Source organism: Vitreimonas flagellata, assembly GCF_004634425.1.
GTDB classification, from domain to species: domain Bacteria; phylum Pseudomonadota; class Alphaproteobacteria; order Caulobacterales; family Aquidulcibacteraceae; genus Vitreimonas; species Vitreimonas flagellata.
In genome coordinates this window covers 1323000-1349267 of record NZ_SBJL01000001.1, presented here as the reverse complement: position 1 = coordinate 1349267, position 26268 = coordinate 1323000, and the positions used below count along the sequence as shown (strand labels likewise).

Below are 26268 nucleotides of genomic sequence, written 5' to 3'. Positions count from 1 at the left end.
CATGATTTCGGTGATTATCCCCACGCTGAATTCGGCGCGCGCGCTGCCGCGTGCTTTGTCGCCGCTGGTCGATGGCGTCGCGCATGGCGTGGTGAAGCAGGTGATCGTCAGCGATGGCGGCTCACGCGATGAAACGCTTGAGATCGCCGATGCGGCCGGTTGCGATATCGTGGCGGGCGAGGCGGGGCGTGTGGCGCAGATTCGTGCGGGCGTCACGCTCGTCAAAGCGCCTTGGCTGTTGTTCTTGCCAGCGACCAGCGTGCTCGCGCCAGGGTGGGCGAGCGACGTCGAGCGCTTCATGGCGCATCCCAATGCACGCGAACGCGCGACTGTGTTCAAACTTGTGTTTGACGGTGATGCGCGCGGGATTGATCTCGCCTGGGCGCAGTTCCGCGCGCGCTGGCTCAAGCTGCCCTATGCGGCGCAAGGGCTTCTGATCTCGCGCGCTCTGTATGATTCCGTCGGCGGCTATGGCGACGACATCGCGCGCCGTATTGGCGGGCGACGTTTGCATTTGCTTGAAACCGAGATCGTGGCTCAGCGCGAGGCGGTGCGAGAGTCGAGCGGTGTATAGATCGCCGCGCCGCCGCCGGCGATGCGATCCAGCTCCGGCGTCGGCTGGCCATACGAACGGCGGCACAGCGCCATATGCGAAAGCGCACGCTCGGCATAATCGCGGCTTTCGGCGCGCGGCAGGAATTCGAGCAGCAACAGCGGATCGATGTCGACCGGCTGTGTCGCCACCCAACGCGAGAGCCAGCCTGGGCCGCCATTGTACGCGGCGAACACGCGGCCTAGATCGCCGTCGTTGTGGAATTCAGTCATCAGCCATTCGATGTAGTCTTGGCCGAGGCGCATGTTGAGGCCCGGTTCGAACAGCGGCGCCGGGTTGCGGCGATAATTGTGCGAACGATCCATGTCGCGCGCCGTTGACGGCAGCAATTGCATCAAGCCGCGCGCGTTCGAGACGCTGACAGCCTTCGGATTGAAATAGCTCTCTTGGCGCACAATTGCGTAAACGAGCGCCCGGTCGAGCGAGAAGCCGTTGTCGGGCTCGAAGCTTGTGGTGGGGCAAAAGCCCGCGGCCATGTCGCGGCCACCATATTCGGCAGCGCGCAATTGCGCCGCTGGCGCTTGCAGCGCGATGGCCAGCGCGAGGAATGTACGATCGTCGTCCGAGCTCAAATCGGCGTGCAGGCGGCGCAGTTCGAGTTCGACTTCGGAGAGGCGGCCCAATTGCGCGAGCGCTGCGGCGCGACGGGCGGCGGGATATCGTTCGATGAAGCGCTCGAGTTCGCCGGGCTCAACGCGTGGCGCATCGAAGCGTAACGCACTGTCGCGACCGAGCTGAATTTCGGCGAGTTGGCCGTAGAACGTCCACGGGCGCTGTGCGGCGGCTTCCAGGTGCTGCACGACGCCCTCCGTTTCGCCAGCGGCGAGACGAGAACGTGCGGCCCAATAATGCACGCCTGCGAACGCCCAGCCGCCATGATGCGGCCATTGGGCGGAGGCTTCGAATTGGCGGATCGCTTCTGCGTAATTGTGTTCGCGATAGGCGATGAGCCCGAGCTGCCATTCGGCTTGGCCCGAACGCGGCCCGCCGACTTGTGCGTACGCCAGCGAACGCGCGCCTTCCATGTCGCCCACGCCCATGCGTTCGGCGATGCGTTCGATGGCGACGCGTGCGGAAGCGCTATCGCCGACGATCGCGGGCGGCGTGCCGGGCAAACGGCGCGAACCGGCCGCTTGCGGATCCGGCGCGCGCGTGCCGTTGCGACGGGCGCGGCGCGAGCGTGAATCCATGGCGCGGTCATAGACCGCGTTGGCCATGCCATAATCGCCGTAGCGATTGAGCCAGCTTGTATATTCGCCCCAGCTGCCGCGATAGGAGCGCGTGATCAGCATGCGCCCGCGGACCACGCCCTCAAGCACGTCGTCGTCGGTACGGGCGAGCGAGGAACTGACCCCGCGCCAATTGCCGACCTCGATCGCCTCGAACGCGGCGCGGTAGGCGGCTTCGTCTTGTTCGGAAAGCGCGATGATGCGCTGGTGCTGATCCTGGGCGGCCGCTGGGGCGACAATAGCTGCCGCGACCGAGAAAGCGGCGAGGGCGGTGCGAAACGTCATCGTGGCCTTCCGGCAAAATCCAGCGATCAAGGGCGAGCCCCCCGTGCGACGCCCAACTCATCGAGCCAGGTTTCGGCAAGCAAGAGATCCGCCCACGCCTGCCGCTTTTGCTGCGGCTGACGCAGGAGATATGCGGGATGAAGCATGACCAGCGCGTTGACGGGCGCCTCTAACCCCTCGCGAGTGTAATTCAATTTACGCCCGCGCATACGGGTCACTGCATCCTCGCGCTTGAGCACCGTCTGGGCGGCGGCCTTGCCAGTGAGGATCAGGAGCTTGGGGCGGGACAATTCGATGAGGCGTTCCACGAAGGGCAAGCAGGCCACGATCTCACCCTGGGTGGGGTCGCGGTTGCCAGGAGGACGCCAGTAGATTGTGTTTGAAATCAGCACGTTGCTGCGGCGATCCAGCCCGATCTGGGCGAGCATCCGGTCTAGCAGCTGGCCGGAGCGGCCGACGAACGGCTTGCCTTGCTCGTCCTCGTCCTTGCCCGGCGCTTCGCCGATCAGCAGCACCGGCGCATCGTCCACGCCATCGGAAAACACGGTATTCCGGGCCGTTCGCTTCAGGGCGCAGCCGTCGAAGTCTTCCACAGCTGCTCGAAGCTCGGCAATGGTTTTGGCCGCCGCCGCCATCGCGCGGGCGTTCTCGACGGTGGCGTCTGCCGCGGCGACCTTTGGCTTCGGCTTGGGAACCGGGGCGCTGACCTCGCGCACCGGAGCGGCAACCGGCGCCGACGCGTAAACGGCCTCCGCCTCGTCCATATCGACGCCCGCGGCGCGCCAGAAGGCGAGCAGCGCGCGTGCGGCTGGCTGAGCTAGGTCTGCGTCCATCTATCCATTGTGCCGGGACTCGAAGGAAACGACAAAGCTTCACGTCGCCTTGCGCGGGTTGTTTGCAGCTTTGATAAGGCGTGGGAGGACGCTTGTCGGGCTGGATGGAAACGAAGGGTTGGAAATGGCCGAGGAAGAGATCGCACGCGAGGCGATGGAATATGACGTCGTCATCATTGGCGGCGGGCCCGCGGGTTTGTCGGCGGCGATCCGGCTAAAGCAGCTCGCGGCCGAAGCCGGTGCGGAAGTTTCTGTCGCGGTGCTGGAGAAGGGCGCCGAGATTGGCGCGCATATTCTCTCGGGCGCGGTGATCGATCCGAGCGGTCTCAATCAGCTCATCCCGGATTGGAAAGAAAAAGGCGCGCCGCTCGAAACCGAAGTGACGAGCGACCAATTCAAATTCTTAGGCCCAGCGGGCTCTGCGGATTTGCCCACCTTCATGATGCCGCCGCTGATGAACAATCACGGCAATTACATCGCGTCGTTGTCGAACCTGACGAAATGGATGGCCGGTCAAGCCGAAGAGCTTGGCGTTGAAATCTATCCGGGCATGGCGGCGTCCGAGCCGGTGTATGACGAGAATGGTGCGCTGAAGGGCGTTGTCGCTGGCGTGTTCGGCATCGCCAAGGACGGCCACAAGAAGCCGGACTATCAGCCCGGCATGGAATTGCACGGCAAGTACGTGCTGATCGCCGAAGGCGTGCGTGGGTCGCTCGCGAAAGTGCTGCAAAAGCGCTATGATTTGGCGGCGAAATCGCAGCCGCAAAAATTCGGCATCGGCATCAAAGAACTCTGGGAAGTGCCGGCGGACAAGCACAAGCCGGGTGCTGTCGTACACACGGTCGGCTGGCCTCTCGACGGCCAAACCGGCGGCGGCTCGTTCTTGTACCATTGGGGCGAGCGCTACGTTTCGGTCGGCTACGTGGTGCACTTGAACTACAAGAACCCATACCTCTCGCCGTTCGACATTTTCCAACAGCACAAGCTGCATCCCGAAATTCGCCAGCACATCGAGGGCGGCAAGCGCATCGCCTATGGCGCGCGCGCGATCACGGAAGGCGGCCTGCAATCGGTGCCGAAGCTTGCGTTTCCGGGCGGCGCTTTGATTGGCTGTTCGGCTGGCTTCGTGAACGTGCCGCGCATCAAGGGCAGCCACAACGCCATGAAGACCGGCATGATGGCTGCCGAAGCCGCGTTCGAAGCGATTCAAGAAGGCCGCCAACGCGATACGCTCGAAGCGTATGAAACCGCGTATCGCGAGAGCGAGGTCTATAAGGACCTCAACCGCGTGCGGAATGCGAAGCCGCTGCTGACGCGCTTTGGCGCCTTCTTCGGCGGTGTGCTCGGCATGTTCGATATGTGGACGACGACTTTGCTGGGCGGCGTCTCGTTCTTCGGCACGCTGAAGCACGGCAAGGCTGATTATGCGTCGCTGGATAAGGCCAGCAAGCACAAGCCGATCGTGTATCCGAAGCCCGACGGCGTGCTGACGTTCGACAAGCTCTCGTCGGTCTATCTCTCGAACACCAACCACGAGGAAGACCAGCCGGCGCACCTGACGCTCAGGGACCCGTCGATCCCGATCAAGGTAAACCTCCCTGAATACGCCGAGCCGGCGACACGATATTGCCCAGCTGGCGTGTACGAAGTGCTTTATGACGATGCAGGGGCAAATCCGCGCTTCCAGATTAACGCGCAAAACTGCGTTCACTGCAAAACGTGCGATATCAAAGACCCAAGTCAGAATATCAATTGGGTGACGCCGGAAGGCGGCGGCGGTCCGAACTACGCGAATATGTGACCGCTGAGTGTGAAGGGGCCGCGTGAGCGGTTGAAAGGACAAAGCATGCGTTGGGCGATCCTGGCGGCGACGATTGCGACATTCGGCTATGCAGGCGCGACGAGCGACGCGTTCGCGCAATCTAAGGCGCCAGAAAGCGCCGCGGCTGCGGACCCGGCGTCGGCGATTGAGCAAGGTGTGGCGCCCAACGATTTGCTGCGCATGACCTCGCCGCCGAATGCGGCCCCCGATCGCACGTACGAAACGCCTGAAGCCGCGCTGCAGCAGGCCGACATCGATTACCTCGTCCGCGAGGGCCGGCGTCAGCTTGCCGAGGGCTCCACCGATGCGGTCTGGATCGTAGCGGTGTTCGCCGATGACATCGCGTCGGGCCGCTACGACGACGCACGCGCTGTGCTTGGTCGCGCACCGGGTGGGTTGAACAGCGGCGTCTCGGATATGCTGGAGCCGTTCTTGTTCGCTGCCGAAGGCCGCGTCGATCGCGGCGCCGAGCGCGTGGACGCGGCGGCCGATAATTTGCCCGCGCCGTTGCCCGAAGTAGCGCGCGCTTTGGTGTTTGAATCGGCCGGGCGCCTGCAAGAAGCCGCGGCCGTCTATGCGCTCATGGTGGAGCGCTTGGACACGACGCCGCCCGGCGATGCTGAGCCGCAGAACACGGAGGAATTCGAGCGTGCGTTGAACGCGCCGCGCGTGACGCATGCCGTCTATCGCGCCGCACTCGTCAGTCATCGTTTGGGGCGCCGCGAAGAAGCGCGTCGCTATTACGACATCGTCGCCGGCTTCGCGCCGCGCTCGGCTGACGTGCAAGCCAACATCGCGCGCCTCAATGCCGGCCAGGAGCCATTCGAAGCGGCGTTGACGCCGGTGAGTGCGACTGGGCGTTGGCTGATTTTCCTCTCGGAATACCTGACGCAAGCCGAGATGCTCACGCAAATGCTGTCGCAGCAAGCGCCAGAGCCGGGCTTCGCGTCCGAGAACGGCACGGCGCTTTTGCAGCTGGGCGTGTTGCTTGCGGGCGACGCCAACGATTGGCGTTTGTATGCAGCCCAACAAGCGCTTGGCGCGCAAGGCGTCGACGGCGCGCAGCGCATCATCGATCAATTGCCGGCGACGAGCGTGTTCGCCCCGGACGCAGAAATCGTGCGCGCCTCGATCCAGCTCGAACGCAATAATGACGATGCAGCGATCGCCGCGGCGGAGCGTGCGCTTGGTCTCGCGGGCGATCGGTGGAGCGTGATTGCATCTGTGGGCGACATCTATCGCCGCGCCGGTCATGCGGATCGCGCCATCCCGGCCTTCAACCGCGCGCTCGAAATGGCGACCACGCCGAAGGATCGCGCCGACGTGCTCGGTTGGCGCGCTTACGCGCATCGCTTTGCCGGCAATCTCTCCGCGGCAAGTGCTGACGCGCGCGCGGCGTATGAGATCGATCCGAGCGTCGACACGCGGCTTCTCTACGTATCGATCCTGATGGACGATCCGAATGGCTGGAACGAGGGCATAGCGATGGCGCGCGCGCTCTTCGCCGAACAGCCGGACTCCGTGCTGCGCCTCAATGCGCTGGGTTACGCGCTGATCCAGCGTCCGGAAGGTTTGGAAGAGGGCTATCGCCTGTTGTGGCGCGGCTTCAATTACGGCCAGACTGACTACGCCGTGATCGATAGTCTGGGCTGGGCCTATTATCTCTATGGCCATTTCGAGCAAGCGCGTGCGCTGATCGAACGCGCCAACGACCTTTCTGTTAACGATCCGAATGCGGAAGTGCTCGACCATCTGGGCGACATCTATTGGCGGCTCAATCGCCGCGATGATGCGCGTCGCGTATGGCGCCAAGCGCTTGACGCGCGCCCGGATGCTATCCGCCGTCGTGATCTGGAGCAGAAGGTGCAGCGTGGGCTGACCACGCCTGCGCCGCGCCGTCGCGAGCTGCCGCAGGTCAATCTGCCGGATGCGCCGTCGCAGCGGGAAGATCTCTGATGCTGCGCGCGGCGGCGCTGGCCGCGTGCTTGAGCATGGCGGCGTGTGCGACAAGCGCTGGTCCGCCTGCAATCACACGCTCGGGCGCGTACGCCGATTATCTGATCGGCCGCATCGCCAATATGAGCGACGACCATCAGGTCGCGTCCGATCGGTATTTCGCCGCGCTGGCGCGCGCGCCGCGGGATGAGGGCTTGCTCAATGGCGCGGTGATCTCGTCGCTTGCGATCGGCGACGCGCAGCGCGCGCGCCGCGCCGCGCGCATGGCGCCGGCTCAAGGCGCGCCCGGCTATGTGCATCTGGTGCGCGGCGTCGATGCGCTGTCAGCGCGGCGCTGGGGCGCTGTTGCGGAGCAGGCAGAAACCCTCGAAGGCCCGGCGGCTGAAGAATTGCTCGGCCGCATGTTGCTCGTGTGGGCGCGCGCGGGCCAAGGCCGTGTCGATGAAGTGTTGGTTGATCTCGCGCCGTTGACGCAAATCCGTCAGTACGGCGGCCTGTTCGCTTACCAGCAGGCGATGGCGCTCGATTATGCCGGGCGACAAGACGGAGCGTTGCAAGCTTACGAAGCGGCGCGTGCGGGTGGGCTCTTTTTGCCGAGCGGCGTGGAGCGTCATGCGGACCTGCTGGTGCGTCGCGGCGCCCGCGATCAGGCCATTGCGCTGCTCAGCGAGGAAACCAATCGCGCGAACCCTGCGCTTGCGGCCGCTCTTGCGCGCTTGGAAGCGGGTGACGTTGTCGCGGCTGAGCCGTTGACGCCGGCGAAGGGCGCCTCCGTCGCGCTCTTCGGTATGTCGGCGATCTTTCAGCAAGAACACGACGCGACCAACGCTTTGGCTTCGCTCACGCTGGCGCTGATGCTCGATCCGTCGTTCGATGGCGCGCGCATCGCCTTTGCACAGCAGCAGAACCAATTGGGCCATTCCGACCTCGCGCGCCGGATGCTCGCGAGCGTGCCGGCGGATTCGCCTTATGCTGGAAATGCGCGCATTACGGAATCGTGGGTGCTGCTGGACGCGGGCGATGAAGCGGGCGCTCTGACGCTCGCCACCGCCAACGCGCAATCCGGGGATTTGCGCGCGACGCGGACGCTCGCGGATATGTATCGCAATCTCGGCCGCTACGATGACGCCGAGCCGCTCTATTCGCAATTGATCGCAGCACAGCCCGGTGATTGGCGGCTCTATTTCGCGCGTGGCGCCGCGCGCGAACGTCTTGGTCGCTGGCCCGAAGCTGAAGCTGACATGCAGGAGGCGTTGCGCCTCTCGCCGGATCAGCCGGATGTATTGAATTATCTTGGCTACAGCTGGATCGATCGCGGTGAGCGCCTAGAGGAAGGCCTTGCCATGATTCAGCGCGCGGTCGAACTGCGCCCGCTCTCGGGCGCGATCATCGATAGCCTGGGCTGGGCCTATTTCCGCATGGGCGATTATTCGCGCGCCCTTGATCTGTTGGAGCGCGCCGTCGAATTAGAGCCCTCCGATCCGACGCTGAACGATCACCTCGGCGACGTATATTGGCGCATGGGTCGGCGCATCGAAGCGCGTTTCCAATGGGAGCGTGCGTTGGGCTTTGAGCCCGACAATCCCGACGCGATCCGCGCCAAGCTTGAAGCAGGCCTACCGGCTGAGCCTGTGCGCCGTTCGGCCAATCGATGAACATCCGCGTCTTCGCCCCGGCGAAGATTAATCTGACGCTGCGCGTCGGCGCGCCGCGCGAAGACGGCATGCATCCGCTGCAAAGCCTCGTGACGTTCGCCGACGTTGGCGATTTCGTTGAAGCTGGCGCCAGTGAAGACTTATCACTGACAATCCGCGGGCCGTTCGCGAAATCGCTTGCAGCGGATGACGATAACCTCGTGTTGCGCGCCGCGCGGGCGTTGGCGCAAGCCGCGGGTGTGCCGGCGAAAGCCAAGCTCGTTCTGGACAAGCGCTTGCCGGTCGCCTCCGGCATTGGCGGGGGATCGTCGGATGCGGCGGCGGCGTTGCGTGCGCTCTCCGCGCTCTGGCGGCTCGATTGGAGCAATGCGGAATTGGCTGAGCTTGGGCGTTCGCTTGGCTCTGACTTGCCTGTGTTCTTCAGCGCCAGTGCGTCAGCTTACATGACGGGTCTTGGCGAACGTTGCGCGCCGATGGCGCTGCCGGACTTTCCGGCGATCCTGGTCAATCCGCTGACGCCGCTGGCGACGCCGGCTGTCTATAAGCAATTCGACACGATGCAGCTCGGCTGCGCGCTGCTCGATGCGCCGACGCCATATTGGCAAACCGAGGACGAGGCGCTGCATCACATCAGCGTGACGGGCAACGATCTCGAAGCGCCGGCGATCGCGCTTGCGCCGGTTATTTCTGACGTTTTGGCAAGTTTGCGCGCCCAGGAAACCGTGCGCTACGCGGCGCTTTCGGGCAGTGGCGCTACGTGTTTCGCGTTGTTGGCGGATTGGGGGTCGGTGAAAGCCTTGGGCGCGAAATTGAAGGCGCGGCATAAGACCTGGTGGATTGCAGAGACGCGTCTCGGCGGCGCTTGACGCTGCAACCCTGCGTGGGATAGCCCACGCGCTCCGGCGGGGTGCAGTGCGTGTTTCAGGACTTGCTGACAGTCGTGATCGTCGCGCTCGTCGCCAGCGCGATCGCATGCCGGCTGATCATTTGGTTTGGCCCGGTCGATCATCCGAATGTACCGCGCAAGCAACACGGCCAGGCGACGCGCACCAGCGGCGGGCTTGGCATCGGCGTCGGCTATGCGGCGGCGATGCTGCTGCTGCTCAATAATTCCTCCGTCTGGCAGTACGAAGTGAGTCCGCACGGCGAGCGGCTGCTCTGGATGTCGGCGGGGTTTTCCTATCCGTTGCTCTTCATCGGCTTCGTTGACGACGCGGTCGATTTGCCGGCGTCGCTGAAGTTCGCGCTTTACTCGGTGATCTCGCTCGCGGCCGCGTTGGTGATCGGCCCGATCAGCACGTTTCCGCTTGGCGGCGATGTCGTTCTCGTCATTCCATACTTGGCGGCCATTCTCGGCGCCGCGCTCTGGATCTTCACGATGATCAATTGCGTGAACTTCATGGATGGCGCGAACGGCTTGGCGATGGGGTCGGTGGGCTTTGGCCTCGTTGCGCTTGGTTGCATCTCACTCGCGAACGGCGCGCCGAGCGGCGCTGCGATCTCGCTCTGCGGCGCTGGTGCGACGCTCGGCTTTTTGATTTGGAATTTTCCACGCGGGCGATTGTTCGCGGGCGATTCCGGCGCGCTGTTTGGCGGCGCGCTGGCGGCCTCTGCATCCTTGATCGTGGTCATTCGCACTGGCGCGTCGCCCTTCGTGCCGGTGATCGCTTTCTTTCCAATCTTGGCGGACGCGTTGATCACGTTGGTGTGGCGCGTGGCGCGGCGGCGGTCGCTCTTCACGGGACATGTTGAGCACCATTATCAGATTGCCATCCGCGGCGGCTTGAGCCGAGAGACGGTGGCTGTCGCGTATTGGGTGGCGACGAGTGCGTGCGGCGTGCTCGCGTTCGCGGTCGCGCGCGAGCCGGACTTTGCCGCGGAGTGGATCGCGCTTGCTGGTCTCGTTCTGCTGGCAATCATTCTCTCTGCCTATACGCACAATTGGGCGCGCGAGCGCGGGCTCATCGATCCCTAGAAGTCGGATGCCAAATTACGATTGACGCCGTGCGCCTTTATATATAACCAAAGGGTTATGCAAAAAGCGACCGCTCTTGATGCAACCTTTGCAGCGCTGGCCGACCCAACGCGGCGCGCAATTTTGGCGCGGTTGGCGACGGGAGAGGCGTCGGTCGCCGAACTCGCTGAACCGTTCGCGATGAGCCAACCGGCCATATCTAAACATCTCAAAGTCCTGGAGCGCGCGGGGCTGATTTCGATTGGCCAAGACGCGCAACGCAGGCCGCGCAAGCTTGAGATTAAGCCATTGGAAGAGGCCGTGGATTGGATTGAGCGCTATCGCGAGATCTGGGCCGCGAATTATGAGCGCCTCGATGCTTTGCTTGAGGAGCTTCAAGCCAAGCCCGCCAAGCGTAAGCGAAGAAAAGACTAGCGCATTGTCGGTGCGCCCCCCGGCCAATCGTTCCTCGAACGACGGCCCAACACACAATCCAAGGAGAGCGAAATGCCCAAGGCCCTCGAAGTCACGCTGCCAAGCGATCGCGAGGTGCGCGTCGTGCGCAGCTTCAACGCGCCGCGCCAATTGGTGTGGGACGCGCACACGAAACCTGCGTTGATTCAGAAATGGATGCTGGGCCCGCCCGGTTGGTCGATGCCTCTTTGCGAGATGGATGTGCGCGAAGGCGGTAGGTATCGTTGGCGCTGGCGCAGCGATGAGGACGGCAAGGAATTCGGCTTCTTCGGCGAATTCAAGCACGTGAACGCGCCTTCGAAGCTCGTGCATGCCGAGCATTATGATCCAGGCGATGTCGGCGGTGCGATGGATTCGAGCGAGCCTGCCATCATCACGTCTGAGTTCGTTGAAGCAAATGGCGTGACCACGCTGACCGTGACGATGCTGTTCGCCTCCAAAGACATCCGCGACGGCGCCGTCTCGACCGGCATGACCGATGGCATGGAGATGGGCTACGTGCGTCTGGACGAGAGGTTCAAAGCCGAGGCCGCGTGAGTTTGGGAGCGTAGTATGCTGAAGAAGATCGCCTTCACCATGTACCCGATCCAAGACGCGTCGCGGGCGCGTGAATTTTATGAGAACAAGCTTGGTTTGAAACTCGGCAGCCACGGCAATCAGGGCGACAAGTGGTGGATCGAATATGATCTACCTGGCGGCGGCTGCATGGCGCTGACGAATTTTACTGATGAGGCGCCGAGCGCGAAGGCGGGCGGCACAATCGCGTTTGAGGTTGAGGATCTCGACAAGCTGATGGCTGATCTCAAAGCGCAGAACGTCGAGTTTCGCAGCGACGTCATCCACGGCCCGCATTGCCGGATGGCGGTGTGCCTCGATAGCGAAGGCAATTCGATTTTGCTGCACCAATTGAACGCGACTTAGTACGCGCGTTCGACCACGAAGTCCGGCAGATCGGCGAGCGCTTCGCGGTAGGCGTTGGTGGGAAGGATTTCGAGCGCCTGTTTGGCGCGGGCGGCGTGGTCGCGGGCGGCCTGCAGCGTGAGCGCGATGCCGTCGTGACGGCGGATGAGGGCGACGGCGCGGTGGAAGTCGTCGTCGGTGCGTTCGCCGCTGATGACGCGGCGCCAGAAGGTGCGCTCGCTCTCGTCGCCGGCTTCGCGCGCGAACACAAGCGGCAGCGTAACTTTGCCTTCGCGGAAATCGTCGCCGGCGTTCTTGCCCATCGTGGCCGAGAGCCCGCCATAATCGAGCGCGTCGTCAACGAGCTGGAACGCGAGGCCAAGTTCGCGGCCGTACGTTTCAAGCGCGCTCGCTTCCGCGCCTGGGCGACCGGCGACCACAGCGCCAGCTTTGCCGGCAGCAGCGAAGAGCGCCGCCGTCTTGGCGGCGATAATGTCGAGGTAGCGTTCGCGTGTGGTCTCGGCGTCGTTGGCGGCGGCGAGCTGCATGACTTCGCCTTCGGCGATGACGCAGGCGGCGCGCGAGAGAATATCGAGTACTTGGATGTCGCCGGTTTCGACCATGAGCGTAAACGAGCGCGCGAACAGGAAATCGCCGACGAGCACGCTCGCCGAATTCCCCCAGATCAAATTCGCGGCCTTCTTGCCGCGCCGCATGTTGGAGAGATCGACGACATCGTCATGCAGCAGCGTAGCGGAATGCACGAACTCGACAGCGGTCGCGAGCTTGCGCGCGCCGTCGCCGCCACCGCCAAGCAGACGCGCTGCAGCGAGTGTGATCAGAGGGCGTATGCGCTTGCCGCCAGCATCGATCAGGTGCGCGGCGAGGTTCGGAATGACGCCAACCGGGCTCGCCATGTGCTGATGGATCAGCACATCGACGGCGGCCAAATCATCGGCCAAAAGCGCGGCCAACCGGTCGACCGCGTGCGGTGCGCCGGCGGCTTGTTTGGCAGGTCCGACCGCCGGTCCCAATTGCCTCTCCGCTTGACCTCAAAGGAGGCCGGACGATGGTAGGACCGGGGGCGCCGGTCAAGCTGGGTTCCCGCCGCAGCGCCCAAGGGTCGCATAGGATTTGCTTGTGACGGAACTGACGGAAGACGCGATTTTGGGCGGGCGGGTGCGCATACGCCAACCCGCGCGCGGCTATCGCGTCAACGTCGATACGCTTTTGTTGGCGACGAGTTTGCCGCGTGTGATTGCAGAGGGCGCGCGCGTTGTGGAGCCGTGCTGCGGCGTGGCGGCGGCGCTGCTGGCGGTAGCGGCGCGACATGAGGGCGGCGTCACGTTCGTTGGCATTGAGCGCGACGCTTTGTTCGCCGACGCTGCGCGGCAGAATGTCGAGATCAATGCTGCGGCGCTTCGCGTGCAGATTATCGAAGGCGACGCGCTTGATGGGGCCGCGGATTACGGCTTGTTCGATCACGTCTTCTTCAATCCGCCCTATGACACGCCCGGCGAAGGGCGCGAGCCGGCGGAGGGCAAGCGCGCCGCCTATCTCGCGGATCGCCCTTTAGGAGATTGGATCAAGGTCTGGTCCAACCGCATGCGCGCGCAGGCGACGCTGACGCTCATTCATCGCGCTCATCGCCTGGGAGAAATTCTGCAGGCGCTTGAGGGGCGGCTCGGCGGCGTCGAGGTGCTGCCGGTCTATCCAAACGCCAACGAGAACGCGCGTCGCGTTATTGTGCGTGCGCGAAAAGGATCACGCGCGCCGACGCAAATTCTGCGCGGGCTCAATCTGCATCCAAGCGAAACGTCGAAAGACAAATACACGCCCGAGGCTGAAGCCATTCTCCGTGGCGAAGCGCTGCTTTGGTTCGGCTGACGAACGTCCCTGGAACGTCGACGCTCAGTCAGGCGAAAAGGCCGCCAGATTGGACTTGTGAGTAAGGTGCTGCACACCCGGTGCGCGATCTTGCGCGAACGAAGTGGGAATCCGCCTTTATCGGCCGCTTGTCGCAATTGACTCCGGCCAGGCGCGCGACCAGTTTCCGGCTTAACGGAGCGGGCCGACGCTGAGTCGCCCCGATACCGGTCACACAAGCGAACCCCGTGGGAGAGCGCGGCCAAAGATGCCGCCCCCGAAGGAGCAACCGCCCCGGAAACTCTCAGGGAACCGGACCGCGGGGGGATGAACACGCTGGAAAGCGCAGCTCTTTGGGTAGAGCTGCCGCCGACGGAGTAAGCCGCGAACCAGATGCGGTGAATCTCTCAGGCGCCAGGACAGCGGGGGCCGCCACGCGAGAGCGTGCGCGCGCCGCGCAATCCTGGGAAGCACAATGGCCGAAGCCGGAACACCGAAGAAGCTGCCGCTAGATGCGCTTTGGCGCGCGCGCACCTCGAAGTTTGGCGATTTCGCCGGCTACGACATGCCGCTGCAATTCGAAGGCCTGATTGCCGAGCACACTTGGACGCGGAGCCACGCGGGCCTGTTCGATGTCTCGCATATGGGGCCGAGCTTTTTTGCTTTGCCGAAGGGCCATGGGCTTGAGGGCGATGCGGCGCACAAGAAGGTTGCGTCCTTGATTGAGCGCCTCGTGCCGGCCGACATCCAGGGCCTAAAGCCGGGCCAGGTTCGCTACACGATGATCACCAATGCCGAAGGCGGCGTGTTGGATGATCTGATGATCGCGCGACCGGCCGAGCCAGGTGCGGCGGGCGATCTCTACATCGTCGTCAATGCCGGCTGTAAGCACCAGGATTGGGCGCTGATCGAGGAAGCGACCAAGGGCGAAGCCAATCTGGTGCGCGCCGATGATCGCTGCTTGCTCGCGCTGCAGGGGCCGAGCGCGCAGGTGGTGGCGGCGGCTGTGATCGATCCTGCTTTGGCCGAGATGAGCTTTATGAGCGTGAAGCGCTATGACGTGTTCGGCCGGCTCACGGTGACGCGGTCTGGCTATACGGGCGAAGACGGTTACGAAATTTTGGTGCGGGCGGAGCACGCGACAGATTTGGCGAACGCGTTGCTGGCGCATCCGGAAGTGAAACCGATTGGCTTGGGCGCGCGGGATTCGTTGCGTCTGGAAGCTGGGCTTTGCCTTTACGGGCATGATCTCGATCCGACAACATCGCCGATCGAGGCGGATTTGGCGTGGACGATCCAGAAGCGCCGCCGCGAGGCGAAGGATTTTCCGGGCGCGGCGCGGATTGCCGCCGAACTCGCGAATGGGCCGAAGCGCAAGCGCGTCGGCATTCGCCCCAATGATCGCGCGCCGGCGCGTGAGGGTGTGGAAATCCAAGCGGGCGGCAAGAGCGTTGGCATTGTCACCAGCGGCGGCTTCTCGCCTGTTTTGAATGCACCGATTTCGATCGGCTACGTCGATGCCGAATTCGCTGAACTCGGCGCGGGAATCGATCTCATCATCCGTGGCCAAGCGCGCCCGGCAACGATCGTTCCGCTGCCGTTCGTGCCGCACAAATATCACCGCCCGCAGAAGGCTTGAGGGGAAGTCACATGACGACGCGTTACACCAAGGATCACGAATGGGTGCGGCTTGAGGGCGATGTCGCCACGGTGGGCATCAGCACCTACGCCGCCGAGCAATTGGGCGATGTCGTGTACGCCGAGCTGCCGGCGGTTGGCGCGAGCTTCGCGCAGGGCGCGGACATGGCCGTGGTCGAAAGTGCGAAGACGGCGTCGGACGTGTACGCGCCGATCTCGGGCGAGATCGTGGATGCGAACGCCGAAATCAAAGGCGAGAATTGGCAGATCATCAATGACGCGCCGCAAGCCGACGGCTGGTTCGTGAAACTGAAGATCGCGAACAAGGCCGAGTTCGATGCGCTGATGGATGAAGCCGCGTACGCCGATTACGTGAAGGGTCTTTGATGCGTTACCTCCCACTCACCGACGCTGACCGCCAGCAAATGCTGAGCGTCATTGGTGCGACATCGATCGATGAGCTTTTTGTCGATGTGCCGAAGGGCGCGTTACTGAAGGATTTGGTCGATCTGCCGCGCGCGCAGGGCGAGATCGAAGTGCATCGCCACATGCAGCGCCTGGCGGAGAAGAATACGCCTGCGGGTCGCACGGCGTTCTTCCTCGGCGCGGGCGCCTATCGCCATCACGTGCCGGCGAGTGTGGATCACCTCATTCAGCGCAGCGAATTCCTGACCGCCTACACGCCGTACCAGCCGGAAATCGCGCAAGGCACGCTGCAAGCGCTCTACGAATTCCAGAGCCAAGTCGCGACTTTGCTCAACATGGAGGTGTCGAATGCCTCGATGTATGACGGCTCCACCGCGTGCGCGGAAGCGGCGATGATGGCCGCGCGCGTCACCAAGCGGAAGAAGATCGTCTTCTCCGGCGGCGTGCACCCGCACTATATCGATACGGCGCGCACGGCATGCGAAGCTTTGGGCTTGGAGATCGTGGCGCTGCCGGCGGCGATAGATGACGAAGCGGCGGTCGTTGGCGAATTAGGCGCGGATGTCGCCGCCGTGATCGTGCAATCGCCGAACTTGTTCGGCACGATTACCGATCTCACCAAGATCCGCGAAGCCGCACACGGCGCGGGCGCGTTGATGGTGGCGACATTTACCGAATGCACGGCGTTCGGCTTGATCGAGCCGGGCGGCGCCTATGGCGCGGACATCGTCTGCGGCGAGGGGCAATCGATCGGCAATGCGCTGAACTTCGGGGGCCCTTATGTGGGCCTCTTCACCGTGAAGGAAAAATATCTGCGCCAAATGCCTGGCCGCGTAGCGGGCGAAACGCTGGATGCCGACGGCAAGCGCGGCTTTGTGCTGACGCTCTCGACGCGCGAGCAACATATTCGCCGCGAGAAGGCGACGTCGAACATCTGCACCAATTCAGGCCTCTGCCAGCTTGCGTGGACGATCCACATGACGCTCTTGGGCGAGAAGGGCCTGCGCCAGTTGGCGGCGCTCAATCACGAGAAGGCGACGCAACTGGCCTATGCGCTGGGCGCGGCGCCCGGCGTCGAGGTGCTGACGACGCGCTTCTACAATGAGATCGCGGTGCGCTTGCCGAAGCCGGCGCAAGGCGTGGTCGATTCATTGGTCGCGAAGGGGGTGATCGCGGGCGTCGCCATGAGCCGCCTCGATCCGAAGGCGGGCATGGATGACGTGCTGATCACCTGCGCCACGGAAATGAACACGCACGACGACATCGCGACGTACGCTGATGCGCTGAAGAAGGTGCTCGCCCAATGAGCTACGAAACCACATCCGGCAACAAGGGTCTGCAACAGGCCGAGTCGTTGATCTTTGAATCCGGGCACGCGACCGGCACGGGCGTTGATCTGCCCGAGCCGAAGGGCGGCAAGTACGAGAAGCTGGGCGGCTTAGGCCGTAAAGCGGCGCTCGATCTGCCAGGCTTCTCGGAGCCCGAGACGTTGCGCCATTTCGTGCGCTTGAGCCAAAAGAATTACGCGATCGATCTTGGCCTCTTCCCGCTCGGCTCGTGCACGATGAAGCACAACCCGCGCTTGAATGAGCGCGCGGCGCGCTTTGAAGGCTTCGCTGATCTGCATCCGCTGCAACCCACGTCCACGATCCAAGGCGCGCTCGAATTGATGGATGAGCTGGCGCATTGGCTGATGGAATTGACCGGTATGCCGGCCGTGGCGCTCTCGCCGAAGGCCGGCGCGCATGGCGAATTCTGCGGCATGCTGGCGATCAAGGCCGCACTTGAAGCGCGTGGTGAAGCGGAGACGCGCAAGCGCGTGCTGGTGCCCGAAAGCGCGCACGGCACCAACCCGGCGACGGCGGTGGCGGCGGGCTTCATCGTCGATGAAATCCCGGCGCGCGATGATGGGCGCGTGCATCTGGATGACGTGGTCGCCAAGCTTGGGCCGGATGTGGCCGGCATCATGATGACGAACCCGAACACGTGCGGTTTGTTCGAGCCGGAGATCAAGCGCATTGCCGACGCGATCCACGAAGCGGGCGGCTATTTCTATTGCGACGGCGCCAATTACAACGCGATCGTGGGCAAGGTGCGTCCGGGTGATCTTGGCGTCGATGCGATGCACATCAATCTGCACAAGACGTTCTCGACGCCGCACGGCGGCGGCGGGCCCGGCGCCGGCCCGACTGTGCTCTCCGCAGCGCTCGCACCGTTCGCACCGGTGCCGCATATCGTGAAGCGCGGCGAAGTGCGTGAATTGCGTGAGCAGAGCGACGGTACGAAGGCCTTCGGACGCATGTGCGCCTTCCACGGCCAGATGGGCATGTTCACGCGCGCGCTCACCTACATGATGAGCCACGGCAGCGATGGTCTGCGCCAGGTCGCGGAAGACGCGGTGTTGAACGCGAATTATCTGCTGGCGCGCTTGAAGCCGCATTTCAACGCGCCATTCGGCGAGCGCCCGTGCATGCACGAAGTGCTGCTGGACGATAGCTCGATCAAGCCGAAGGGGGTCGAGACGATCGATATGGCGAAGGCGTTGCTGGACGAGGGTTATCACCCGTTCACGACGTATTTCCCGCTCGTCGTGCATGGCGCGATGTTGATCGAGCCGACCGAAACAGAGCCGAAGCGAGAACTCGATCGCTTTGCCGATGTGATGATCGCGCTGGCTGAGCGTGTGAACGCGGGCGAGGTCGAGTTCTTCAAGCAAGCGCCGCGATTGGCCCCGATGCGCCGTCTCGACGACACGCGCGCCGCGCGCTCGCCCAAGCTGCGCTGGAAGCCGGAAGCGAACAACGCCGCGAAGCAGGCGGCGGAGTAAGACCGTTCTGTCCTCCCCGCTACGTGGGGAGGTGCTGAGCGCGCAGCGCGAAGCGGAGGGGCGAGTTGTTGACTGAGCACGCACCCCTCAGTCTCGCTGCGCTCGACAGCTCCCCACGAGGTAGGGAGCATGGCTACATCAGCGTCGCGATGACCACCCAGGCGCCGATCGCGGCGAAGACGAGTGCTGCGGCGATACGCACGTAGCTCAGCGGCACGATCTTCGTGACGGCTTCGCCCAGGAACACAGCCGGCACGTTGGCGAGCATCATGCCGAGCGTGGTGCCTGCGGTGACCAGCGCGAGCTCCTGATAGCGGGCGGCGAGCAGCGACGTCGCGATCTGCGTCTTGTCTCCGATCTCGACCAGGAAGAACGCGACAAGCGTGGTGAGGAAAACGCCGCCGGCGTTGGTCTTCTCAGCGCGATCGTCTTCCTTGTCCGGAATCAAAGCCCACGCCGCCATCGCGATGAAGCTGACGCCGACGGCGATGCGAAAGATGTGGCCGCTCAGCCATTGCGCGATGATGAAGCCGAGGCCGGCGGCGGCGGCGTGGTTCAGCAATGTGGCGACGAAGATGCCGGCGATGATCGGCCAGGGTTTGCGAAAACGCGCGGCGAGCACGATGGCGAGCAATTGGGTTTTGTCGCCAATCTCGGCGAGCGCGACGATCCCCGTCGAAATCCAGAGTGCTTCCATTTGAAAACGTCCAGGGCCTGCACCGACACGACGACACACGCACGCAAGCGGCCCACGCTTGCAGCGGTATCGTCGGTCTCGCCAATCCGGACTTTCGTCCGTCTCCCGCGCCATGCCCCGAGAGGCAAGTATGTTGACGGCGGGCGCCGCTGATGCGGCCGGCTACTCCCCGAAGAATGCGGGTGGATTAGGGGGCGCTGGCGCGTGTGTCAAACGTGCGAGCAATTCGCATCGCCTAGGCTACGCGCAAAAGAGGGCGGAGCCGCGAAGCTCCGCCCTCAAACTTTCTACGCTGCCGTTCGCTTAGCCGAACTTGCGGCCGATCTCGGCGACGCCTTCGGCGACGAGCGCGCTTTGCGCCTTATCCGAGAGGCGCTCACGAATGAGCTTCTCCGCGGCGACCAGAGCTGCGTCCGCGGCAGCGGCGCGGACTTCAGCGGCGGCGCGCACTTCGGCTTGGGCGATGCGGTCCTCGGCTTGTTGCTCGCGGCGCTTGATCGCCGCAGACATCGAGGCGCGGGTTTCTTCCGCGACCAGAGCGGCTTGCTCCTTGGCGCTGTCCACGATCGCCTTGGCTTCGGCCTCAGCGGCCGCGCGCTTGGCTTCGTATTCGGCCAGCAGCGCTTCGGCTTCCTCACGCAGCTTACGCGCGTCGTGGAGCTCCTTGGCGATCGCTTGCGACTTGTTGTCGAGCGCGCCCATGATCGCCGCCGGAACCTTCAGGTACACCAGCAGGATGATGAACAGCACGAGCGCGACAAACGCGATTTCGGTTGCTGTGATTTCCATCACGCTCTCCTTACGCGTTGGCTGGGACGAGCTTGGCGGCGATGTCGCGCGCTAGAGCGTCGGCCATGCCAGGCACTTCCGCGAGCGCAGTTGTGCGCGCGGCCGTGACCTTGGCTTCCGCGGCGCCGATACGCTCGGCGAGGCGGGCTTCAGCTTGCTCTTGCTCGACTGTCAGCTTCGCGACGACTTCGGCGCGGGCGGCGTCAACGGTGGCGCGGGCGTCCGCACGCGCTTTCGCTGTCGCCTTTTCCATCGCCGTGCGCGCTTCCTCCGCCTTGGCGCTCTTCAGCGCAGCCGCGTCGAGATCGCTCGAGATCGTGCCGGCGCGCTTGGCCTGAACGGTCGAGACGTTCGGGATGATGAAGCGCGAGACGACGAAATAGAGCGCCGCGAACGTGATCGCGAACCAGATGAGCTGGCTTGAGAACAGCGACTGGTCGAACGGCGGGAACGTCGCCGCGTGCTCGCCACCATGAGCGGCGGCTGCAGCAGCGTCAGCCCCATGCGCGCCGTCCACGGCGTGAGCCGCGTCCACAGCGCCAGCGTCGGAGGCGTGCGGGTCGGCCATTACACCACGAACAGCAGCAGGATGGCGATCAGCAGCGAGAAGATGCCGAGGGCTTCCGTCACGGCGAAGCCGAAGATCAGATTGCCGAACTGGCCTTGCGCGGCCGACGGGTTACGGATCGCGGCAGACAGGAAGCTGCCGAAGATGTTGCCCACGCCGATGGCGGCGCCCAGCATGCCCAAGCAGGCCAAACCAGCGCCAATGTACTTTGCGGCTTCCGCGTCCATGATGAACTCCTTCGAAAAACTGTTGCTGTGTTGAAGGGCTTAGTGCCCCGGATGAAGCGCGTCGTTGAGGTAGATGCAGGTCAGGATCGCAAACACGTAGGCTTGCAGGAACGCAACCAAGAATTCGAGGCCATAGAGCGCAACGGTCATCGCCAACGGCAGGATCGAAAGCGCCGTGAAAATGCCGCCTGCCGCAGCCAACGCCGGCACGAAGCCCGCGAAAACCTTGAGCAGGATATGGCCTGCGAGAATGTTCGCCCACAGACGAACCGCGTGTGACAGCGGCCGCGAGAAGAACGAAATCACCTCAATCAGAATAACGAATGGCAGGATGTAGCCAGGCACGCCCGATGGCGCGAACAGCTTGAAGAATTTCAGGCCGTTCTTGGCGAAGCCGACGATGATGACCGTGAAGAACACCATGAGCGCGAGCGCTGCGGTGACGACGATCTGACTGGTCGGCGTGAAGATGTGATGGACGCCGAAGAAGCCGGGGAACATCCCCAGCATGTTCGACATGAAAATGAACAGGAAGAGCGTGAAGACGAAAGGCAGGAATTTGCGCACGCCTTCTTCGCCGGCGCCGTCTTTCAGCATGCCGCGAATGAAGTCGTACGCACCCTCGGCGACCACTTGCGCGCGGCCCGGCACGAGTGCGGCCGGCTTCATCGCCCAGTTGAAGAACCACGCAGCCAAACCAGCGCCAGCCACCATCGCGAGGCTCGCATTGGTGAAGCTTGCGTCCCAGCCGGCGAGTTGAAACTCGACGATCGGTTCGATGTGAAACTGATGGATCGGATCGTTCGCCACTTAACCGCTCAGTCCTCTTCGTCGTCCGGTATGGACGGCGCGTTGGGATCGACCGGGTTAGCGCGGGAATAGGATTGCGCGACGCGCACCACATTCACGACGCCCGCCACGAAGCCCAGCCCGATGCCGATCACCAAACCCCACGGTTGGGAGTTCAGAAAATAATCCGCCCCGTAGCCGAGCAACCCGCCGACAATAATCGCCGCGCCAAACTCTCCGCCGTACCGAAGTCCCAGCGCTGCTGGGCTCATCGCGGGCGGGGTGTTCTGAGGGCCCTCGCCACGCGCCGCATCAACGCGACGGCGCAGGTTAGAGAGGGCGTCCTCCGGCGGTTTTCTGTCAGCCATTGAACGGTCGATGCACGAGGTTGGGCGACTCTTTCAAGCCCCCAATTCGCGCGCGCGGAAACTAGCAGGGGCGATTACCGGGTCAAGGAAGCCGGGTGCGACATATGACACGCATTTCCCTCCCCGCCGCGCGGGGAGGGGCAGGGGTGGGGATAGCTCGGTTTTCGGGAATCAGCGGCGCTTTCCCCACCTCCAACTCCTCCCCGCGCACGGGGAGGAGAGTCGACAATCATTCCGCCGCCATCGCCTGGGCGCGGCCGAGATCGACGCTGACCAGCTGGCTCATGCCTTGTTCCGGCATCGTCACCCCATAGAGGCGGTCCATCCGGGACATCGTCACCGGGTTGTGGGTGATGGTGATGAAGCGGGTGGTGGTGAGGCGCTTCATTTCTTCCAGCATGCGGCAGAAACGGTCGACATTGGCGTCGTCGAGCGGGGCGTCGACTTCGTCCAACACGCAGAGTGGCGCCGGATTGGCCAGGAACACGGCAAAAATCAGCGCCGTGGCCGTGAGCGCCTGTTCGCCGCCGGAGAGCAGATTGAGGTTGGTGAGCCGCTTGCCGGGCGGCTGGGCGAAGATCTCGAGGCCTGCCTCCAGCGGATCTTCGCTTTCGGTCAGCTTGAGTGCGGCCTGGCCGCCTTCGAATAGCGTGGCGAAGAGCTGGGCGAAATGGGCGTCGACCTGCTCGAACGCCTTCATCAGCCGCTCGCGCCCTTCATTGTTGAGTGTGGTGATGGCGCGGCGAAGCTTGGTCACCGCCTGAACCACGTCGTCCTTTTCGCGCGTCAGCGTGTCGATGCGCTCTTGGGCTTCGGCCAGTTCTTCGTCGGCGCGGAGGTTTACCGGGCCGGCAGCGTCGCGCTCGGCCTTAAGCCGATCGAAGCGCTTTTCGATTTCTTGGATCGAGGCTGTGCCGAGCGGGCCGGTGATGAGCGGGCCTGCGGCCGCGGCGAGCGCTTCGGGTGCGTAGCCGGTTTGTTCGCGGGCGAGGGCGACGACGTCTTCAACGCGCGTGGCGGCGGCCGCTGCATGTGCGTCAGCGCCGGCGCGGCGTTCGCGGGCGGCGGCGTGGGCTTGTTCTTGGAGCTTGGCGTGCTCGCCGGCTTGGCGCGCGGCGGCTTCGGCTTCGGCGACTTTATCGCTGGATTCTTGGCGCCGCGCTTCGGCGGCGCCGGCTTCTTCCATCAGCTTTTCAAGCTTGGCGCGGGCTTCGATCGGCGCGGCTTTGGCTTTGTCGCGGCGCTTTTCGATCGCGTCGAGTTCGGCGGCGATGGCGGCGAGGCGCTTTTCGCTATCGGCGATGCGGGCGCGCCATTGCGCGGTTTCGGCGTTCACGGCGGCGCGGCGGCTGTCGCGCTGGGCTTTGTCGCGGATGAGCGCCTGGGCTTCGGCGCTGGCTTCGGCGGCGGCGCGGCGGGCGACATCGACAGCGGCGCGGGCTTGGGGGAGCGCTGTGTCGTCGGCTTGGGCGGGCGCTTGCTTGGCGGCGGCTTCCGCTTCGCTGAGGGCGGTGCGCGCTTCGTTGAGTTCGGCGCTGAGTGTTTGCGCTTGCGCCTGCAAATCGGCGCCGCGCTCGTTCATGCGAATGCGTTCGGCTTCGAAGCGTTCGACGTCGCGCGTCGCGTCAGCTTCAGCGGCGGCGCGCTTGGGCGCTTCGCTGCGAAGCGTGCGGGCTTTGGCGTCGAGCGCTTGGCGTTCGGCCTTCGCGGCTTCCCACGCCGCTTTGGCTTTCGCGAGCTTGTCTTCGGCGCTCTTCAATTCTTTGCGCGCGGCGGCGAGGCGGTTTTTGTGTTCGAGCTTCGCGGCGGCGGGTTGGGGTGCGTTGGCGCGGCGGACGAGACCGTCCCAGCGCCAGAGATCGCCTTCGCGTGAGACGAGTCGTGCGCCGGGCGTGAGGAGCTTGGCGAGTTTCGCGCCGTCTTTCGCGTCGACGACGCCGATGAGCGCTAAGCGCGCGGCGAGTGCGGGCGGGGCTTTGACGAAGCGCGCGAGCGATTGCGCAGCCGGCGGCAGATTGGGCGTCGGCACGTCGGCGCCGCCCCAATGCGCGGGCGCTTCGGCATGCGTGGAGACATCGAGATCGTCGCCGAGCGCTGCGGCGAGCGCGCGCTCAAAGCCGGGCTCGACATCGATCGAGGCGAGAACCGGCGGGAATTTCGCGTTTTCGGGTGGGGCGAGCTTATCAAGCGCGCGGACTTCCGCTTCGAGTTCGCGCAGCGCGCTTTCGGCGGGGCGATAGGCTGCCCACGCAGCCTCGTCGGCGCTCTCGGCTTTTTTCAGCGCGGCTTCGGCTTCGCTGAGTTCGGTGCGGAGCTTGGCGTGTTCGGCGCGTGCGGCTTCGGCCTTGGCTGTGGCAGCGGCGATGCGCGCGTCGATGTCGGCGGTGGCGGGGAGCGCTGCGATTTGGGCGTCGAGCGCGCGCTTGCGCTCTTCGGCGCGCTGCGCGCGGGCGCGGGCGGCGTTGGCGGCGTCAGCGAGCGCTTGCGCGCGGGCGCGCTTGGCGGCGGCTTCCGATGCGATGGCTTCGAGTTTGGATTCGGCTTCCGCGCGCGCTTTGGCGGTGGCGGCTTCGGCGTCTTGTGCGCGGTTCAAAATGGCTTGCGCTTCGGCGTCATCGCCAGAGCCGAGCGCTTCGGCCTCCGTCTCGAGCCGCGCCAGCGATTGCGCGGAATCGACTTTCAGCGCTTCGAGGCGTTCGGCTTCGCCGCGTGCGCGGCTCGCATCTTCATCGCAACGCGCAATCACGGCATCGGCTTCGGCGACATCGCGTTCGAGGCCGACGCGCACGCCTTCGAGGCGGCGCAGCACGGCGGCGGCGATCACTTCTTCCTCGCGCAACGGCGCGAGTGCATCGCGCGCCTCTTCCGCTGCGCGTTCAGCCGCACTTGCGTCAGCGGCGGCTTGGGCGACGGCGCGCTCGGCCTCGCGGAGGAAGCCTTGCGCTTCGGCGTGACGTTCGCGCGCTTCGCTCCAGCGGCGATGCAGCAATAGCGCTTCGGTTTCGCGCAATGTTTGTGCGAGGCCCTTGTAGCGTTCGGCTTGGCGCGCTTGTTTCTTCAAGCTCGCGGCTTGCGCTTCGATTTCGCCGAGCACTTCATCCAAGCGCGTGAGATTGGTCTCGGCAGCTTTAAGTTTGAGATCGGCTTCGTGGCGGCGTGCGTGCAGGCCCGCGATACCGGCGGCGTCTTCGAGGATGCGGCGACGGTTTTGCGGCTTGGCGCCGATGAGTTCGCTGATCTGGCCTTGGCGCACCAACGCGGGTGAGTTCGCGCCGGTCGCGGCGTCAGCAAAGAGAAGCTGCACGTCCTTGGCGCGCACTTCCTTGCCGTTGATGCGATAGGTCGAGCCGAGGCCGCGACGAATGCGGCGTGAGACTTCGAGCGTGTCTTCCTTATGAAACGGCGCCGGCGCGCGGCCGCGTGCGTTGGAGAGTACGAGAGTGACCTCGGCGAACTCGCGCGCAGGGCGTCCCGCGCTGCCGGCGAAGATCACGTCTTCCATGTCGGACGCACGCATGGATTTGGCGCTGGTCGCGCCCATCACCCAACGCACCGCTTCCAACAAATTGGATTTGCCGCAGCCGTTCGGGCCAACGACGCCCGTGAGGCCGTTCTCAATCGGCGCGCGTGCGGGATCGACGAAGCTTTTGAAGCCGTGGAGGCGCAGCTCGGTGATCTGCACGTGGCTGCGCCCGCTCCGTTAGGCGGCCAGGGCAGCCTCGAGGATGCGCGACAGACCTTCCCAGGTTTGCGCGTCGGGTTCCTCGACTTTGCGGCCGTTGAGAATGAGGGTGGGCGTGCCCGTGACGTTGAAGGCGCGGGATTCTTCGATAATGCGCGTGGCGCGCTCGCCGCCTTCCGGATCGGCGATGCATTCGTTGACCTGCTCGGCCGATAGGCCGGCGGCGCCGCCGATCTCAATGAACTTGGCGCGGATGCCTTCCATCGAGCCCGATGCGAAGATCGCTTGTTGCTGACGGAAGATTTCGCCGAGGCGCGCGAAATATTGCTCGTTCGAAGCGCCGCCGCAACGGGCGAGTTGGAAGCCGGCGACCGCGACCGCTGCCGGCGGCGTTGGGAATTCGCGGAAGATGAAGCGAACTTTGCCGGTGTCGATGTAGGTCGTCTTCAGTTGGTCCCACACGGTTTCGTGGAAGGTCGCGCAATGGCCGCAGGTGGCCGAAGCGTATTCGATCAGGGTGACCGGCGCGTCTTCGGCGCCAAGGACGATGTCGTCCGCGCTCACGGCCGTGCCGCCGCCGCTGCCGTTGCACGCAGCCAGCGTACCCGCCAGCGCCAATGCGCTCGCGCCAAGAAGCAAACCACGACGGCCCAAAACGATCATACGAAAC

25 protein-coding genes and 3 riboswitches are annotated in these 26268 nt (G+C 64.3%); of the genes, 14 read left to right on the top strand and 11 right to left on the bottom strand.

Features of this window, described 5'->3' with window-relative positions; translation table 11 throughout:
- Nucleotide 1 precedes the first annotated feature (1 nt).
- On the top strand, nucleotides 2-574 hold the full coding sequence (locus EPJ54_RS06970) for a glycosyltransferase (RefSeq protein ID WP_135210921.1): 573 nt from the start codon (nucleotides 2-4) through the stop codon (nucleotides 572-574).
- On the opposite strand, the gene EPJ54_RS06965 is transcribed toward EPJ54_RS06970, so the two are convergent.
- Together EPJ54_RS06965 and EPJ54_RS06960 are read right to left on the bottom strand one after the other, a co-directional pair.
- Nucleotides 538-2127, bottom strand: a complete 1590-nt coding sequence (locus tag EPJ54_RS06965; RefSeq protein WP_135210920.1) for a lytic transglycosylase domain-containing protein — start codon at nucleotides 2125-2127, stop codon at nucleotides 538-540. The two genes, EPJ54_RS06970 and EPJ54_RS06965, sit on opposite strands and share 37 nt — an antisense overlap.
- A 26-nt stretch (nucleotides 2128-2153) precedes the next feature.
- A complete protein-coding gene (locus EPJ54_RS06960; protein WP_135210919.1) occupies nucleotides 2154-2960 on the bottom strand; it encodes a uracil-DNA glycosylase in 807 nt (268 codons plus the stop codon).
- Nucleotides 2961-3084: 124 nt separating this feature from the next.
- Between EPJ54_RS06960 and EPJ54_RS06955 the strand changes: the two genes are divergently transcribed.
- From EPJ54_RS06955 to EPJ54_RS06920, 8 genes are all read left to right on the top strand, one after another.
- The gene (locus EPJ54_RS06955; protein ID WP_135210918.1) at nucleotides 3085-4761 is read left to right on the top strand and encodes an electron transfer flavoprotein-ubiquinone oxidoreductase; all 1677 of its coding nucleotides are present in this window, start codon (nucleotides 3085-3087) and stop codon (nucleotides 4759-4761) included.
- Nucleotides 4762-4806: 45 nt separating this feature from the next.
- Nucleotides 4807-6738, top strand: a complete 1932-nt coding sequence (locus EPJ54_RS06950) for a tetratricopeptide repeat protein (protein ID WP_135210917.1) — start codon at nucleotides 4807-4809, stop codon at nucleotides 6736-6738.
- Nucleotides 6738-8393 (top strand): tetratricopeptide repeat protein, encoded by a 1656-nt coding sequence (locus EPJ54_RS06945; protein WP_135210916.1) that lies wholly within the window; start codon nucleotides 6738-6740, stop codon nucleotides 8391-8393. The genes EPJ54_RS06950 and EPJ54_RS06945 overlap by 1 nt, the downstream gene beginning before the upstream one ends.
- Nucleotides 8390-9259 carry a 4-(cytidine 5'-diphospho)-2-C-methyl-D-erythritol kinase gene (locus EPJ54_RS06940; protein WP_135210915.1) on the top strand — a complete coding sequence of 290 codons (870 nt, stop codon included), beginning with the start codon at nucleotides 8390-8392 and terminating at the stop codon, nucleotides 9257-9259. Before EPJ54_RS06945 ends, EPJ54_RS06940 begins: the two co-directional genes overlap by 4 nt.
- Before the next feature lie 50 nt (nucleotides 9260-9309).
- Nucleotides 9310-10368: a glycosyltransferase family 4 protein gene (locus tag EPJ54_RS06935; RefSeq protein ID WP_135210914.1), complete on the top strand. Its 1059-nt coding sequence runs from the start codon at nucleotides 9310-9312 to the stop codon at nucleotides 10366-10368.
- A 57-nt stretch (nucleotides 10369-10425) separates the two neighbouring features.
- Nucleotides 10426-10782 carry an ArsR/SmtB family transcription factor gene (locus EPJ54_RS06930; protein ID WP_135210913.1) on the top strand — a complete coding sequence of 119 codons (357 nt, stop codon included), beginning with the start codon at nucleotides 10426-10428 and terminating at the stop codon, nucleotides 10780-10782.
- A gap of 72 nt (nucleotides 10783-10854) precedes the next feature.
- Nucleotides 10855-11358 (top strand): SRPBCC family protein, encoded by a 504-nt coding sequence (locus EPJ54_RS06925; RefSeq protein ID WP_135210912.1) that lies wholly within the window; start codon nucleotides 10855-10857, stop codon nucleotides 11356-11358.
- Nucleotides 11359-11373: 15 nt separating this feature from the next.
- The gene (locus tag EPJ54_RS06920; protein ID WP_135210911.1) at nucleotides 11374-11742 is read left to right on the top strand and encodes a VOC family protein; all 369 of its coding nucleotides are present in this window, start codon (nucleotides 11374-11376) and stop codon (nucleotides 11740-11742) included.
- Here EPJ54_RS06920 and EPJ54_RS06915 read toward each other — a convergent pair.
- A complete protein-coding gene (locus tag EPJ54_RS06915; RefSeq protein WP_239590786.1) occupies nucleotides 11739-12755 on the bottom strand; it encodes a polyprenyl synthetase family protein in 1017 nt (338 codons plus the stop codon). The genes EPJ54_RS06920 and EPJ54_RS06915 overlap by 4 nt on opposite strands.
- A 106-nt stretch (nucleotides 12756-12861) precedes the next feature.
- Between EPJ54_RS06915 and EPJ54_RS06910 the strand changes: the two genes are divergently transcribed.
- The 5 genes from EPJ54_RS06910 (at nucleotide 12862) to gcvPB (ending at nucleotide 18478) form a co-directional block, all read left to right on the top strand.
- The gene (locus EPJ54_RS06910; protein ID WP_167755607.1) at nucleotides 12862-13608 is read left to right on the top strand and encodes a tRNA1(Val) (adenine(37)-N6)-methyltransferase; all 747 of its coding nucleotides are present in this window, start codon (nucleotides 12862-12864) and stop codon (nucleotides 13606-13608) included.
- A 218-nt stretch (nucleotides 13609-13826) separates the two neighbouring features.
- A riboswitch (glycine riboswitch) is annotated at nucleotides 13827-13917 on the top strand.
- A riboswitch (glycine riboswitch) is annotated at nucleotides 13918-14020 on the top strand.
- A 42-nt stretch (nucleotides 14021-14062) separates the two neighbouring features.
- Nucleotides 14063-15226 carry a glycine cleavage system aminomethyltransferase GcvT gene (gene gcvT, locus EPJ54_RS06905; RefSeq protein WP_135210909.1) on the top strand — a complete coding sequence of 388 codons (1164 nt, stop codon included), beginning with the start codon at nucleotides 14063-14065 and terminating at the stop codon, nucleotides 15224-15226.
- A gap of 11 nt (nucleotides 15227-15237) precedes the next feature.
- Entirely contained in the window at nucleotides 15238-15612 is a 375-nt protein-coding gene (gene gcvH, locus EPJ54_RS06900) for a glycine cleavage system protein GcvH (protein ID WP_135210908.1), read from the top strand.
- Entirely contained in the window at nucleotides 15612-16958 is a 1347-nt protein-coding gene (gene gcvPA, locus EPJ54_RS06895) for an aminomethyl-transferring glycine dehydrogenase subunit GcvPA (protein ID WP_135210907.1), read from the top strand. The genes gcvH and gcvPA overlap by 1 nt, the downstream gene beginning before the upstream one ends.
- The gene (gcvPB, locus tag EPJ54_RS06890; protein WP_135210906.1) at nucleotides 16955-18478 is read left to right on the top strand and encodes an aminomethyl-transferring glycine dehydrogenase subunit GcvPB; all 1524 of its coding nucleotides are present in this window, start codon (nucleotides 16955-16957) and stop codon (nucleotides 18476-18478) included. The genes gcvPA and gcvPB overlap by 4 nt, the downstream gene beginning before the upstream one ends.
- A gap of 133 nt (nucleotides 18479-18611) precedes the next feature.
- Here the strand turns inward: gcvPB and EPJ54_RS06885 are convergent, their stop codons facing one another.
- The 8 genes from EPJ54_RS06885 to EPJ54_RS06850 all read right to left on the bottom strand — a co-directional run bounded on the left by EPJ54_RS06885 (nucleotide 18612) and on the right by EPJ54_RS06850 (nucleotide 26261).
- Entirely contained in the window at nucleotides 18612-19175 is a 564-nt protein-coding gene (locus tag EPJ54_RS06885) for a TMEM165/GDT1 family protein (protein WP_135210905.1), read from the bottom strand.
- A 4-nt stretch (nucleotides 19176-19179) separates the two neighbouring features.
- A riboswitch (yybP-ykoY riboswitch) is annotated at nucleotides 19180-19358 on the bottom strand.
- A gap of 120 nt (nucleotides 19359-19478) precedes the next feature.
- A complete protein-coding gene (locus EPJ54_RS06880) occupies nucleotides 19479-19964 on the bottom strand; it encodes a F0F1 ATP synthase subunit B family protein (RefSeq protein ID WP_239590785.1) in 486 nt (161 codons plus the stop codon).
- A gap of 10 nt (nucleotides 19965-19974) precedes the next feature.
- A complete protein-coding gene (locus EPJ54_RS06875; RefSeq protein ID WP_135210904.1) occupies nucleotides 19975-20532 on the bottom strand; it encodes a F0F1 ATP synthase subunit B family protein in 558 nt (185 codons plus the stop codon).
- A complete protein-coding gene (locus tag EPJ54_RS06870; protein WP_135210903.1) occupies nucleotides 20532-20759 on the bottom strand; it encodes a F0F1 ATP synthase subunit C in 228 nt (75 codons plus the stop codon). The genes EPJ54_RS06875 and EPJ54_RS06870 overlap by 1 nt, the downstream gene beginning before the upstream one ends.
- 39 nt (nucleotides 20760-20798) lie before the next feature.
- The gene (locus EPJ54_RS06865; RefSeq protein ID WP_135210902.1) at nucleotides 20799-21569 is read right to left on the bottom strand and encodes a F0F1 ATP synthase subunit A; all 771 of its coding nucleotides are present in this window, start codon (nucleotides 21567-21569) and stop codon (nucleotides 20799-20801) included.
- Nucleotides 21570-21577: 8 nt separating this feature from the next.
- Entirely contained in the window at nucleotides 21578-21916 is a 339-nt protein-coding gene (locus tag EPJ54_RS06860) for an AtpZ/AtpI family protein (protein WP_135210901.1), read from the bottom strand.
- A 229-nt stretch (nucleotides 21917-22145) separates the two neighbouring features.
- Complete coding sequence (gene smc, locus EPJ54_RS06855; protein WP_135210900.1) at nucleotides 22146-25598, bottom strand: chromosome segregation protein SMC; 3453 nt, start codon at nucleotides 25596-25598, stop codon at nucleotides 22146-22148.
- A gap of 18 nt (nucleotides 25599-25616) precedes the next feature.
- Nucleotides 25617-26261: a DsbA family protein gene (locus EPJ54_RS06850; protein WP_167755606.1), complete on the bottom strand. Its 645-nt coding sequence runs from the start codon at nucleotides 26259-26261 to the stop codon at nucleotides 25617-25619.
- Between the last annotated feature and the right edge of the window lie 7 nt (nucleotides 26262-26268).